The organism is Sediminibacterium sp. (genome assembly GCF_019264485.1).
Lineage (GTDB): Bacteria > Bacteroidota > Bacteroidia > Chitinophagales > Chitinophagaceae > Sediminibacterium.
Genome location: NZ_JAHVAA010000011.1, coordinates 147,092 through 162,341, shown reverse-complemented (window position 1 = coordinate 162,341; position 15,250 = coordinate 147,092). Strand labels below are relative to the sequence as shown.

The following is a 15,250-nucleotide window of genomic DNA, read 5'->3' as shown; positions in this document are numbered from 1 at the left end:
TTTGAAGATTAGAATAATTAGATATGGTGTAATATGTAATCTGCCAGCTTAACTGAACCAGAGCCATCAATACATATTTGCATTTTTTGGGCTATTTTTTTACGGACATCAGGATCTATAAGATGTTTTACCTGGCTGATTAACAACTCTTCAAACTTTTCGTCATCGGGTTTTATTGCTTCCTGTACAAGACCATTTTTAAAGAAGTTGGCAATACTATATGCCTGATTATCGGCAGTAAGCAATGCAACAAACGGAGTTCCCATTCTACATAACTCATAAGTAGTCTGTCCGGCTGCTGTGATGGCGATGTCTGATTCGTTCATTAGTTTTTTCATATCATCCGCTCCAAGACCTGCAAATACATTGGCATGCTCCTGAATATAATCAATCTCACTTTGAAGAATGTCTTTTACAACTACTGATATTTTCAATGCAGGGAACTGCTCCTTCACTATTTTTGTAATCCGGCTTGAAAGTCCAACATCATTTCCGCCACAACTGATCATTGCCGACTTTACTTCACTGTTAATATTCCGCGACGGAATATCCCAGAATGCTGATCTGAGAAAAGCATATTGCGCCCCTAGAAGATAGTCAATATCAGTACGAATCGGATAGTTTAGTTTCTCCGCACCCATTACTCCATTGACTACAATTCCGGAAGGGTATTCTAAGCGTATATTATCGTCAATAAATACAGCCTTCCTACATAAGTAGGCGATTTGCTGATATAAGACCTGAGGGCATTTGTAAGAATCTATAAGAACAACATCCGCATTTCTAATCAGCACCTTCATTTTCTCCTCTTCATTAATCCAATCGAATAAATGGTAACGTATACCATTTAAAACCCGAGAAACTTCTGTTGTACCGTTAATGATCAGTTGCGGGCGATATCCTCTTTTTTCAAATGCCTGATAAACTGACAAGCATCTTGAAATATGCCCCATGCCAGTATTACCGCCACCTTCTGTAAGGATAAAAATATTATACATTAACAGTAAAAAAAATCAAAAAACTATTACAGAAATGATTCGATACATAGAGTGAGCTTATTATGCAATGCTTATTTTTGTTTCTCGGTTTAGTTTATCTATCAGTGCCTGATCAGTTTTGTACAATAATGTAAGATGTGAATTCAGTTTGCTTATCTCCGGATTGTTATCCAAAACACTGAAAATATTTTCAATAGTTGGTGCAAGTGATCGCACGCGTAACTCCTTGAATAATTCATTGAATAGTTCCAGATCTTCGGGATAGTCAAGCGTCAGTCTATAATCACGTACCAAGTTTTCAGGAAGATCAATGATTTCAACTTTGAAAATCTCCTGATTGTTCTGCATATACCATGTCATATATTCAGAATATTGTGCTTTCCCAACATATTTCAGTATACGTTTTAAGACTTCTACATTGTATATTTCACAGGCTGTTCCCACAGCTGATTTTTTAGCTGCGGTATAGTCTGCACCTGTTTTGAAATGATGTTGAAGTAAATGACTCATAATATCTGTTGATATTACAGGGCAATCACCGGTAACTCGTACAACTATATCTAAATTATATTTTTCACACGCTCCGAGGTATCTCTGGATAACATCATCAGGGTCTCCTTTCCAGAATTCAACTTTTCCTCCCAGTGTCTTCTCTTCAAGTATCGCATCTTCGTCTACAGTGGAAGTAGCAAGTACAACTACGGAAGCCTGTTTCATATCTAGACAATTCATCAGACATCTTTCAATGGAAGATATCCCATCAATAGATTCAAATGCCTTTGCTTTGAGCCGGCTAGACTTCATCCTACAAGCTACTATTACACCTATTCTTGCCATTTTAAAATGGCTTTCCTGAATAGTTTTTGCTTCTTCTATTTTTTCTTTGAGAATGTATCCTTTTTGTTGCAGTTCTGATATAGCTGCGTATGTCAGACCTTCCTGAGAAGTTCTCCGGAATATAAGATCGCTGCCCGCTACCAAACTGCCTTCAGGCAAAACTTTCTCTGAGATGGGTACTTGTATGCTTTTTTTGAGGTATTCGCTTTCAGATTCTGAAACAAATGGACCGTTCAATATATCTGATGTGGATTTCACACGATTTACCAATAATTCCATTTCAGAAGGTTCAATGGCCGAATAAAAATCATACTTTGATTTTTTGCGTTCCAGACAAATATGTTTTTCTACAAGTGAGGCACCCGCTGCTATTCCAAGCAAAGGGATAATACATGAAAAATCATCTTCTGCTTGTGCATGATCAGCAATACAAATTCGGTAGTCCGGGAAATATTCTCTCAGTATCTTTATTTTCTGTAAGCCTGTATCTTTCAATTGAGTTGGATAAGCCTGATGGCCAATCTGAAGAATAAGTTCCCCCATCTCCAACTGTAAAAAAATATCTATAAATTCTGTTATCGCAGCGATATCATAACCTGAAATATTAATCATCAGGAGTTTATTCTTAAGCAGGTTGCCCTGTTTAAGTCCTTCAAATATATCTCTGTTCTCTAATACCGATGCCTGAAGTTTAATTCCGGTAATATTGGCACTATTATTAGCACATACTTCTACACCATACTTGTCAAAAATATCAAGCCATATACCATTGAAACTTTTAGAAGCTATACCAATCAGCTCCTGCCATTGATCATGCTGCAAAAGCAAATCCTGGTAAATAGGATAACCACTAAAATCGGGAAGCGCGATAGTATCCGGATGAAAAGCCTGAAATTTTATATGCTTGTAGGGATACTCTATAGAATCAAACCTTTCTATTGTAGATCGTAGAATATCAATACTGCCGCCATGAGCATTGGCGCATTCAAAAATTAGGGTAGGCAGATTTTTACCAGCTTCCGGGGTATATACTTGTTCTGACATAAGATGCCTGTTTATTTATTAACCCAGTAAGAATTGCGACCTGCTTTCTTTTTCACATCCAGGTAATCAACTCCAAACAGTCTGAGAATTAATCCGACAGGTGTAAGTATAAAAAAGAAGACTATGGTAAAAAGGATTTTTAGTATAAAGCTCATATTAGTCGAGTTTAAATTCATTTTGCCAATCAGTTGTTTCGATCAATTCGGGCTGTTCCTTTTTGTCGAGAACAAAATTGCCCAACACCAAATAATCCATACCTGTCCTCATAAAACAACGGTATGCATCTTCTGGACTTTCCACTATAGGTTCTCCTCTCACGTTAAACGATGTATTGATCAGCACAGGGCAACCGGTAAGATTTTCAAAGGCAGTCAAAAGCTGATGAAAATCGGGATTCATTTCTTTATGAACAGTTTGTATCCTTGCTGAATTATCAACATGCGTAACCGCCGGAATACTCGAGTTTACCGATTTCAAACGCTCAAATCCTTCACCCCTCTTTTCATCAGAAACAATGGCACCTGATTTATCTTTATGTACATGACCTACAATGAGCATATATGGTGACGAAAAATCGCTACGTTGTTCCACGCCTTTCATATCGAACCATTCTTTTACTTTCCCCGCTAGTACAACTGGCGCAAATGGTCTGAAGCTTTCACGAAACTTAATTTTAAGGTTCATTACCGACTGCATATTTGTTGATCTGGAATCACCGATAATACTGCGGGATCCGAGAGCTCTTGGGCCAAATTCCATAGGGCCATTAAACCAGCCAATTACATTATTATCTGCAATTAATTTGGCTACTTCTGTTGACAGTTCATCTCTGGAATATTTGCGGTATTTAACTTCTTTTTGTTTCAGGAAAGATTCGATATCAGACTCACTATATGAAGTCCCAAGTAATGATCCGAACTGAAGATCAGATACATCATCTACATTACGCTCCTTACCAAGTGTCATATGCCACGCATATAATGCAGCACCTAAAGCTCCACCTGCGTCACCAGCTGCTGGCTGTATCCATATTCTTTCAAATGGCCCTTCTCTGTATAACCTGCCGTTTGAAACACAGTTCAAAGCAACTCCTCCAGCAAGGCAAAGATTCTTTTCCCCGGTTTCTTTATGAATATGCCTGCCAATTTTTAATACAATTTCCTCTGTTACAACCTGTATTGAACGAGCCAGATCCATATCCATCTTAGTAATTGTTGATTCAGGCTTTCTGGGTTCACGTCCGAATAACTTATGGAATTTCTCGCTGGTCATTGTAAAACCGGTGCAATAATTGAAATAACTCATGTCGAGATGAAATGATCCATCTTCTTTCACATCTATTAGATGTTTATAGATTAAATCGACATACAGCGGGTCTCCATAAGGAGCCAGCCCCATCAGTTTATATTCACCGGAGTTTACCTTAAACCCTGTATAATAAGTGAAAGCAGAATAGAGTAGTCCAAGAGAATGTGGAAACCGTATTTCGTTTTTTATCGTAAGATCGTTCCCCTTGCCAACTCCCCAACTCGATGTAGCCCATTCACCTACTCCGTCCATTGTAAGAACTGCAGCTTGTTTAAATGGTGAAGGGAAAAAAGCACTTGCTGCATGCGATTGGTGATGTTCGGGATAAATAATTGGTCCTTTATATTTCAGCTCACTTCTTATCTCCTTACCCATCCATAGCTTTTCCTTTACCCATAAAGGCATAGCCGTAATAAAAGAATCAAAGCCTCTGGGTGCATTCATCAGATAGGTTTTAAATAACCGATCGAATTTCAGAGAAGGCTTTTCGTAAAAACTCACATAATCAATATCATTGATACCGATTCCCGCTTTCTGAAGACAGAATTTGATAGAATGTCGAGGAAAATGAAAATCATGCTTGATCCTTGTAAATCGCTCTTCCTGGGCAGCAGCAACCACTTTACCATCCTTAATAATACAAGCAGCACTATCATGATAAAACGCAGAAATGCCAAGTATATTCATCGTTACTTCTTTTTATTGATTAATTGATAATGGATACCCTCTAATGCTTTATCATAATTTTCTAAAAGGGTAGAGCTGTTTTCTGAAAGTTTAAACCTGGAACAATAATCATCATGAATACTTACTGTCTGATTCAATGCATTTACCAGTTTATTAATTTCGTCTGTATATCTGTTATTTAAATGACAGTTTATTATTTTTGATACAACCAACCCTTCTGCCAAATATTCTAACAGCATCCTGTCATATCGCATTGAATACCTCGAATGTGAACCAAAGCGTAATGTTTCTCTTACATACCAGAAAATTGTTGATTTCGTTCTGTTGTATACCTGATTACCAAGTGAAAGATGCTTAAGCAGTAATCTGTTCACTTTATCAAGTATAAGAGCTATTCTTTTCTCTTCGTATATAATATCTATTGCTGGTGGGGCTTTATCTACAAGTGAACGAGTTTCTTCAGGTAAAATTGATAGCAAATCTGTCGATGATCGTAATATACTATGTTCAAAGTTGATTTCTGCATCAGTACCTTTCATTGATTCATATAAAGCTACATAAGGAATTAAGTGCCGTATGATAAAATATTCCGGAAACCTTCCAATATCACTTGGATATTTTGGTGGAAACCGAAGAATATCTTCAAAAGAGGTAAAAACAGGATGGCGCAGAAAGTATTCAAATGCTGTTTTCATTTCGCGAGTGGCCGTATTTATTTCCGGGATAACGCTATCATTATTTGACGCGTCATAAGCATTCCGGAAAGCACTTAACTGGCTACTGATTTCAGCCTCGGAGAATGGTGCAAATGTTTTAAAATAATCATGAAAGAAAGATTTATTTCCATTTGCGAACTCGGGGTTATACAATATATTTTTTATACCTGCCTTCGTACTGCCAGAAACACCAACTTCTGCAAATTTTTCCGCAATTGCATCTGCCAGTATACGTTGCCCTTCCGGTAGCGGGTGACAATGATCGAGGTAAAACTCATCAGCGATAAGCTCATACATATCAACTGACTTCACAAAAGGATATTTTTTAATCAACGAGTCTACTGCCTGAATATAGGGGAAACGAACACGATATAAAGAGGTATCACTTTCAAATGACTCTTCCATTAATCGTTCAGCTTCTTTCAGATTACCCTGAAGTTTCTTTATTTGTGAAAGGTTAAAAAGTATAATTTCTTTTCTTACCCCTGCTTCCTTTAGAAGCAATTGTAAAAGATAAACAGCCTCTTCATAATTCCAGGATTCAGCTTTTGCAACTGCATAGTTATTCGAAACCAATAGCGAATATTCCTGACTCATGGCTGCAGCGTGTGGCTTTATCAGTATTTCTTTGTACAGCACTGCCGCTTCATGAAAATTGCCGGATTCGTGACACATTAATGCTTCTTTGAACCGGGGATCAGGAATACTTATCTGATTCGCTATTTTGTCTTGTATGCCTAGATACCTGTAAAATGAAAAATTTCCCTTTCCGATACCTGAAGGGAAAAACTGGTTTGCCTTAGGGCGAACTATTATTACCGGAATACTTCTTGATCGGCAATCACGAATAATCCTGTCAAGGTTAAATTCGAAATCCTCAGGGTATTCCGGTGATTCAATTTTCGGATTAAAAGTATTATTCCACTCAAAGTGAAGCAGCCTGTTTTTGATACTTGTTTTTGCAGGCATCTTATTGAAAAATTCTCTAAGCTCATCCTTTATCTGGTTAAATCTACTATACCTGCCCTTTCTAACTTCAGTGGAAGTAGTATCACAGTTACCGAGATAAATAAGTACAGCCCTGAGATTCTGTAGCTCATTTTTTTTATGCCTGAAGTAAAAAGCTGCAGAGTCAGCTGCTGTCATTCCGGGAAGTGAACTGTTTACAATTGTTGTTTCTGAAGGCCATATATTTTTCCCGGCATTGATAAATACATGTGTTTGCCTCTCTAAACCAATACTCATACTGGTAGAGTCTCCAAGGATTAATACTGAACCCGGCTTGTTCTCGTTCATCATATTAGATTCTTAAAAAAGTGGGTAAATATCATCCCCTGAAGCACTTTCAGATGCAGATGAATTACTTTTCCCTTTGTTATTACTCTGAGAAAGAATAAAAAAGTAGATGACTCCCAACCAAATATATTTTATTCTTTCACTATTTTTTTTTTTTGAAAATGCAAACCGCATCAGCTCGGAGAATAATTTCGTTTTCATTCGGCAATCCAATTAAGTTTGATGAATTCTTTGTGTAATACCCTTGCGAATAGATCATGACCTTTTGCATTAATATGGCCATCTTCATATATCACAGGATCTGACTGAGTATGTTCTTTCAACATAGGTTCGGTCATATCAACATAATTAATTTTGTTCTTCTCAAGTAACTCAATCAGTCTTTTTCTAGGCAGATCATAATCTACTAATTCTGAGTAACTTTTAGGTCCAAACTGTTGTTGTATAGCACCAAGACCGAATAATAGTTTGATTTTGTTCTGATAGCAATAATCCCTAATCACTACAAGTATTTTATCAATGATTTCATACATATAGTCATAGTGACGGGTTTTCCAACTTACAAATATGGGATCGACGAAAGTGCCACCAGAGGTATTCTTTAAATTGATGCCGGCTTTAAATTCAGTAAATTCTTTTCTGAAAGCAAAAAAATTACCAATGATATTTCTAAAGAAAGGAATCTTAGCTAAAGATGAAACTTTTTGCAATTGAAGTTTCCCTTTACTATCAATTACAAAGTGTGGCCGGACATATCCATTCACATAGTTGTTCAATACCCTGTGAACAGCCCATGGATACTGTTCAATTACAATAATTTCAGGTTTATACTTACTTGATTTCTGCAAAACAGAAAGACATACCTGATCGAGTCCAAGGCTGCAGTGGCCCATATTCACCACTTTTCTATTCATTATTTCCGACAATCGGTTGGTATACCTTGCTTCCTGATCTACAGCTCCTCCCCATGTATGTGAGCCGCCAAAACAAACTATTGACCTTTCATTTTCACCCAAGCTGATCTCTTCGTCTCTGTTGCCGTCGGAATTATGTTTAACCCGGACCGGTACTTCAGGCCGCTGTTGAAAACTCACCTCTTTTTCCGTATTAGGAACACCCCAAAAACCCATTTGAGCATCGAACTGATAAAATGTGGTATCACCATTGGTCAATACCTTTTTTTTCTTTGTACTCATGGCAACGATTTTTTGTATTATATAAATAAGTTACCTGCGGTTGCTCAGAACAAGTTCTGATGCCCCATAGGTTTTTCAATCTGTTCAATTACAAATTGTTGTTCTTCTTCTGTAAGCACCGTATGCATGGGAATACTTATTGCCTCAGAATAGTAGGCTTCTGCATTGGGAAAATCACTTCTCTTGTATTTACCCGTATTCTCATAATAAGGATGATGATATACTGGTATGTAATGAAGGTTTACCAGTATGCCCGCTGCCCTAAGTTTTTCAAACATTTGCAATCTGCCAATTCCCCCTTCTTTTTTCTTGTGCCTTATTATATAAAGATGATAAGCGGAATAAGTATCAGGATGCTGGTAATGAATAGTCAACGTATCACTTTCCAGAGATTTATCATAACGTTTTGCAATTTCATGTCTTCTTGATACAAAATCATCCAGCCTTTTTAACTGACTGAGTCCAAGTGCCGCATGAATATCAGTAATCCTATAATTAAACCCAAGGTCAATCTGCTGGTAATACCAGGGGCCATCGGGTACATGAGTCATCTCTGCGGGCTGTCTGGTAATCCCATGGCTCCGATAATGCGTAAGACGCAACGCTATTTCCGGATCGTTGGTCATACACATACCGCCTTCACCAGTCGTTATAATTTTTACAGGATGAAAACTGAAAACAGTAATATCGCTATACTTACAGTTACCAATTGGTGCCCCTTTATATTTTCCTCCAATTCCATGAGAAGCATCTTCTATAATCCTGAAACCATATTTTTTTGATAACAAGTAAATTTTTTCCATTTCACAAGACTGTCCTGCCAAATGTACTGGTATCAAAATTTTGGGCAACTTCCCATCTATTTCTGCCTGTTGTAATTTCAATTCAAGTGCCTCAACACTCATATTGTAGGTCTTAGGATCTATATCAACAAAATCTACAGAAGCGCCACAATACAAAGCACAGTTAGCAGATGCAACAAAAGTGATGGGACTGGTCCATAGAATGTCTCCTTTACCCAAATCAAGAGCCATGCAGGCGATATGAAGGGCTGATGTAGCACTATTGACAGCCACTCCGAATTTCACACCACAATATGATGCAACTGCCTGTTCAAAAGCTGGAATAGCGGGTCCTTGTGTAAGATAGTCAGACTTAAGAACGTCAATAACGGCCTGAATATCCTCACTGGATATGTCCTGCCTGCCATATGGTATCATAAATGTTGTATTTCAATTGTACTGGAATCGTATTCTTGTGTTTTCATCAATCGGATATGATCCTGCACAAGCCCAATCTGCCGACCTATGAATTCAGTTGCTTTTATGTTTGAAAGACTCATATCGAGTGGCCTTTTAACGACATTATTACTGGGTGCAAGTGCTCCTTCTGTTATAAACGTTGTATCAAGACTAAATTCATTGGCTAGTAACATACCGAATTCGTATTTCGATATTCTACTGTCGCTTACTACATTAAATATACCTGCCGCTCCTTTATCAATGAGTGCATGGATACTTGAAATAAGTACACTAACATAGATTGGTGAATAGTATACATCGCTGTAAAGAGTGATCTGTTTTTTTTGTCTAAGTGAAAAAATAATCATGTCACTGAAAGATTTCCTGTAACTGGTTCCCCATCCATAAAAATTTGTTCGTACAACCAATGCATGGGGGCATCTTTCTAATACCTTCCTTTCAGCGAGGCCTTTTGTATAACCATACATATTAAGTGGAGACGGAATCGTTTCTTCTGTTAAAAGTGAAGTGGTTCCATCGAACAGATGATCTGTGGAAATGTGTACCATTTTAATGCCTAACTGATGTGTAACGATGGCTATATTGGCACTTATTTCCACATTCACCTGATTGGCAAGGGTTGGATTCGATTCACAAACCTCCACACTGGTAAGACCAGCTGTATGGATGACCACATCAGGCTGATAATTTGAAAGCACATTGATTAATGCTTCATATGATCCAATATCTACTTTTACTGAAATTACACCTGCAATAGCAACTTCACGTTCATGAAGCAGTAAAATCACGTCATACGTCTCCCTCACAGTAACAGCCCAATTCACTGCTAGAAGGCCAGAACCACCGGTTAAAACAATCTTAGGTTTCATTAGATTAGATCCGACCTATTTTGGTTTTATTCTGCGCAATCCAATCTCTCAGTTCTTCCACCGACATCCATTCTGTATTGTTATCAGATGTATAAATAAAATCATCTTTAACTTTCTTACCTCCATTGATGCGTAATGGATCTGATGACCATGAATGAATTGCTGGAAGTATTTTGTAATAGGTATCATATTCAAAGGTATGCGGAGCATCCTCAAACCCAATCATCTGTTCGTGGATCTTTTCACCTGGGCGTATACCAATGATGCGTTGTTTTGCGTCGGGAGCAACAGCTTTTGCAATATCGCCAATAGTCATCGAAGGAATTTTTTTAACATATATTTCGCCACCATACATATCATCAAAAGCTTTCCACACAAGTTTCACCCCTTCTTCCAATGTTATCATAAACCTTGTCATTCGCTCATCAGTAATGGGTAATTCGCCTGTCTCAATCAGAGATGAAAAGAAAGGTATTACAGACCCCCTTGATCCCATTACATTGCCATATCGTACCACAGAAAATGTTGTCTGGTGGGTATCCGCATATGAGTTTGCAGCTACAAATAATTTATCAGAAGCCAATTTTGTAGCACCATATAAGTTTATAGGATTACTGGCTTTATCAGTTGACAAGGCCACAACACGTTTTACCTTACTGTCGATACAGGCATCAATGAGATTCATTGCACCATTGATGTTGGTTTTGATACATTCGAATGGATTGTATTCGGCTGTAGGTACAATTTTAGTTGCAGCCGCATGTACAACAAAATCGATTCCATCTAAGGCACGAGCCAGTCTGTCTTTATCCCTAACATCTCCAATCACGAATTTTACGCGCGGGTCAGACGCATATTTTTGCGACATATCCCACTGTTTCATTTCGTCACGCGAATAAATAATTATCCGTTGTGGGTTATATTTTTCTAGCGTCATTGGAACAAATGTGTTTCCGAAAGAACCTGTGCCGCCAGTAATGAGAATCGATGCATTTTTTAGCATATAAAATAAAATTTAGAAGCTATTTAGAAGTGTTTATTAATTATGAAAAATTGATGACGTATCAACCAGCCAAGCTATATGAAGATCCGTTTTTTTTATTTTTAAAATCTTTCCATATTTTCCAGAGCATGAGTAGGAAGAGTGAAATAAAGCCTCCCAACAGCCCGCCTACGATTAGCGCTTTCTTTTTACCAAGTTTTTTCTTTTCCAGAGGCAAGATTGGCTTATCTATTACTTGAATCAGAGGCGTTTCCTTCAACAACGTTACTTTCGCCATTTCAAGATTCACTACCAACTGGGTGAGTATTGCTGTATTTGCCTGAACATCAACCTGACGTTTAGTAGAAGGTGTTCGTTTAATATTTAAAGCAGGATTCAGATTATAGGTATTGTCGGAGGCCACTGCAACACCCGTTATTGCTGAGTTGAGTTCACTTCGAATGCTGTCGACTTGTTTTTCAAGTATCATCACATTATTTTTAGCCTTTTTACTTTTGGTTTCGATGTAAAAAGCAGAAACTTCTTTAGCAATCGCTTCAGTAAATGATTTTGCAAACAGTTCATTCGTTGACTTAACAACAATTGTAAGTATACTTACTTTTTTATCTTTTTGTGCTACAGTATAAATCGGCTTTTCAGGACCTGCCAACTCTAAATAAAGCACCCCAAGAATACTATCCTGATAATAATTAAACTTAGACCGATCGGCATTCGGCGCAAAATCAATACTTTTTAGTTCAGGTTTTTCATGCCAATCTGCATTGAGTTTATTAAACTTGATGTAGTAACTAATCAATGACTCTTCCTTATTATTAACGGTTATAGGGTTGAGCAATGCTTTTTCGACGAGCGTCCGGCTTTTCATCAATTCTATTAAATTGGCTCCTGCGAATGCTCCACCAGCATTAGTTCCAAGATCAAAACCAAGAGAACTAGCTAATCCCAATGCTCCTCCAAGGCCACCTCCGCTCTTTTCTTCTTCTAGTGCAAAACTTAATCTGGCTATATATTCAGGCTGCTGTTTTATCGCATAAAGAACCCCTGCTAAACCACCAACTAACCCTAATGTTACAATAATCAGCCATTTGGTTATATAATAAAACCACCATTTTTTTAACCAGTTAAGAATATCCATTAAAGTCAGATCTGCGTCTTCTGTTTTCCGAATTTCAGTATTAGACATTTTTTGTTTATTATTCTAATTGCGAAAAGATATTTTCCTGGTAATGCTAAAACACAATGACTTACTTAATTACAGTTACTACTATTGCAGCCAAACTTGCTAGTCCGGTGGTAAAGCCTAATATCTCAGCTGCATTCAATCCTTTCTTCAATGGTTTTTTGGGTACCACAATTTCACTACCTGGTAAAACCTTTGGATAAAATCTAAAAAAAAGGAAATTTTTAGATGTGGCGGCTTTCCCATTAGCATATACGATATAAGTATTTTTCTTCCAAGCATCGGAGCTATATCCTCCGGCACTACTTATATATTCACGAAGAGATATCTTTTCCTTGAAAGGTATTTGAGCTTCTAAAAGTACAGCTCCGCTTATTTTAACTTGCCCATCAAACTTAGGGATGACCAATTCGTCATTTGTTCTCAATACCAGATCTTGAATGGAACCGGGCGAATTCATAATAGCATTCAAATCGAGTGGCACCTGAATATAATCAGCCCTTTTTTGTTCATCCAGGTTTCTTAATGCAGCTGTATCTCTATTGCTGATGCTTTTTTGTATGGCAATTGCTGCATCTTTTTTTCTTTTTTCCTCATCCGTAAAACGGCGTTTAATATACGCACCTGCCGGATTTGCATCTGGAGTATAACCACCCGATCTTTTAAGGAGGTCACTTACTCTCTCATTTCTGTTACTAAGTGCATAGGGCCCCGGATATTGTACCTGACCACTTACGATAACCGATTCCGGTACCACATAACCCGCTTTCCTTCTAACTGTAATTACATCATAAGGCATTATAACAACAGATGGGAATCCATTTACACTCAAATCACCATCTATTTCCGCGTTTATAATAGAACTAGCCCTATTATCTGTTGCTGCTATACTATCTCGTTTTATTAATCTTGCTATTTCAATACTTCTATAAGCTGCATCTGTAAATCCTCCTGCCTGCAAAATGATATCTCGAAGAGTTAAATTTTCAACATAGTCATATTGACCTGGGAACCTAATCTCTCCCTGAATTGTTACTTTAAAAGAATCTCGTAGATCCAAAATAGAACTAATCAGAATTTCATCCTCCCGCTTCAGTAATAAATTATGTTCTTGGATCCCCTGTAAAGCTTTACGAACATCGAAAGACAATATTGACTTAGTCAAATCCTCTTGCAGCCTAATCACTTGCGCTCTTCCAGTATATGCATCTTCTTTCAACCCATCGGCTTTTCGTATCAATTCTCCTACAGTAAGTCCGTCAGTCAATTCATAAACATCCGGTCTGGATACAGCACCATTTATTTTCACCCTATTCTGAAAACGATTTAATATCCTTGAAACGACAAATACATCTCCTGATTCTGGCAGGTATGTACCATAATCTTTTGCCAGAATGTCTTTTACTCTTCTTTCCCTGTCACTATTTTGGAAAGCTTTAACAATGGCTGTATATGCTGTATCTGTAAACCCGGATGCAAACTCCAGAATTTGCTGAAAAGTTTCTCCAGGTAACACTTCAAAAATACCAGGTCGTTTTACCTGACCCTGCAATTCAACTCTTTTCCTATACGCAGGTATCCGAATGATATCGTTATCTTTAAGACCCACATTATCAGATTGGTCTCCTTTTAATAGCATCCGATAGAGGTCAACCTTTCGTTCAATCTTATTGTTTCTCACTAATTCAATTTCTCTGAAACTGCCAAATTCACTAGGACCACCTGCCACATACAATGCATTGAAGACGGTAGCTAATGATGACAATGTATAATTAGCCGGTCTGTTTGCCCCTATTACGGTAACTTTAATGCTTCTGATTTTATTCAATGTAACGGATAATTTGGCACCTCCACTTTTCAGGAAAGGATAAACCGAATTACCCATTACTGTTTTTAATTTTTGTGTGGCTGCTTCAATTGTTAATCCGGCTATTCTTATCTGACCCACATTGGGGATGTTGATATTTCCTTCATCAGACACCAATAATTCACCTGTGTATTCCTGTATACCATATACCGTTACTAATAACTCATCATCAGGGCCAATTATATAATTGAGTGGTGTGGCTAATTTAAGATTAGGCTCAAAACTCGGTGACATAGTTGTATACAATTCAGCTCCGAAAATCAAAGGATTAATCAATGATCTGGCTTTCTTTTCGTTGTATTTTTCAGTATCAAGCGTATCCGAACTGTTATTTTGTTTTTCGATGGTTTTATTTTGTCCCGATTTCAATTTTCCGGTTACTGAACTATTATTTGCACTTTGCCCACCCAATCTTGCTTTTAACTTTGCAAATTCAGCAGCGCTCATTCCCTTGGCTAAGGCCATTTGTTCAGCCTGTTCAATTGAAACATTCGAGCTGCTTAGTTGTGCTTTTAATTTAGCAATATCTGCATCTGTGAGTTGATCTACTTTAAGTGTACTAAGATCTTTGCCCTTTAAAATATCCTGTGCTTGTAATTGCACTGCTGAAATAACAAGGAAGAAGCATATCAAAATGCGTAATAATCGATTAATTTTCATAAGAAAAAATTAGAATAGTAAGATTTATGCATGGCTTCGCCAATCTCAGTCACAGTTTTGACAAAATACTTTAAATTAAATACTTATATAGAGTACCCTATTTGATTCGTTTTTCAAGGGAAAAAAATCTCTTAACGTACCACGAAAATCTATGCAATGTTAAGTCAATCAAAGCATAATAAGTAACAGAACCGATAAATTGGGGGGTAGAAATTTCGGTTCAGGTGTGCAAATATAGGGGATGGAGGTATGGGAAAAATTATTAGGTAAAAAAAATCGAGTATGGTTGGGAGACAAAAGTTTGATGTTAGAAACAAAATGAAGGAA

The 15,250-nt window shown here is 37.4% G+C and carries 10 protein-coding genes; all 10 read right to left on the bottom strand.

Translation table 11 applies throughout. From position 1 onward, the window contains the following. Positions 1 to 17: 17 nt before the first annotated feature. Entirely contained in the window at positions 18 to 998 is a 981-nt protein-coding gene (locus KXJ59_RS06905) for a hypothetical protein (protein WP_295202429.1), read from the bottom strand. Between the two features lie 60 nt (positions 999 to 1,058). Beyond that, positions 1,059 to 2,879 (bottom strand): N-acetylneuraminate synthase family protein, encoded by a 1,821-nt coding sequence (locus KXJ59_RS06900; RefSeq protein ID WP_295202428.1) that lies wholly within the window; start codon positions 2,877 to 2,879, stop codon positions 1,059 to 1,061. A 156-nt stretch (positions 2,880 to 3,035) separates the two neighbouring features. After that, complete coding sequence (locus KXJ59_RS06895; protein WP_295202426.1) at positions 3,036 to 4,874, bottom strand: carbamoyltransferase; 1,839 nt, start codon at positions 4,872 to 4,874, stop codon at positions 3,036 to 3,038. 2 nt (positions 4,875 to 4,876) lie between these two features. Further along, the gene (locus KXJ59_RS06890; RefSeq protein ID WP_295202425.1) at positions 4,877 to 6,889 is read right to left on the bottom strand and encodes a hypothetical protein; all 2,013 of its coding nucleotides are present in this window, start codon (positions 6,887 to 6,889) and stop codon (positions 4,877 to 4,879) included. A gap of 194 nt (positions 6,890 to 7,083) precedes the next feature. Next, complete coding sequence (locus tag KXJ59_RS06885) at positions 7,084 to 8,082, bottom strand: hypothetical protein (RefSeq protein WP_295202423.1); 999 nt, start codon at positions 8,080 to 8,082, stop codon at positions 7,084 to 7,086. Between the two features lie 44 nt (positions 8,083 to 8,126). Further along, entirely contained in the window at positions 8,127 to 9,302 is a 1,176-nt protein-coding gene (pseC, locus tag KXJ59_RS06880) for a UDP-4-amino-4,6-dideoxy-N-acetyl-beta-L-altrosamine transaminase (protein WP_295202421.1), read from the bottom strand. Then, a complete protein-coding gene (locus KXJ59_RS06875; RefSeq protein ID WP_295202420.1) occupies positions 9,299 to 10,213 on the bottom strand; it encodes an SDR family oxidoreductase in 915 nt (304 codons plus the stop codon). Before KXJ59_RS06875 ends, pseC begins: the two co-directional genes overlap by 4 nt. Before the next feature lie 4 nt (positions 10,214 to 10,217). Beyond that, the gene (gene pseB, locus KXJ59_RS06870; RefSeq protein WP_295202418.1) at positions 10,218 to 11,216 is read right to left on the bottom strand and encodes a UDP-N-acetylglucosamine 4,6-dehydratase (inverting); all 999 of its coding nucleotides are present in this window, start codon (positions 11,214 to 11,216) and stop codon (positions 10,218 to 10,220) included. A 61-nt stretch (positions 11,217 to 11,277) separates the two neighbouring features. After that, positions 11,278 to 12,399 carry a hypothetical protein gene (locus KXJ59_RS06865; RefSeq protein ID WP_295202417.1) on the bottom strand — a complete coding sequence of 374 codons (1,122 nt, stop codon included), beginning with the start codon at positions 12,397 to 12,399 and terminating at the stop codon, positions 11,278 to 11,280. A 61-nt stretch (positions 12,400 to 12,460) separates the two neighbouring features. Beyond that, positions 12,461 to 14,923: an SLBB domain-containing protein gene (locus KXJ59_RS06860; protein WP_295202415.1), complete on the bottom strand. Its 2,463-nt coding sequence runs from the start codon at positions 14,921 to 14,923 to the stop codon at positions 12,461 to 12,463. Positions 14,924 to 15,250 lie beyond the last annotated feature (327 nt).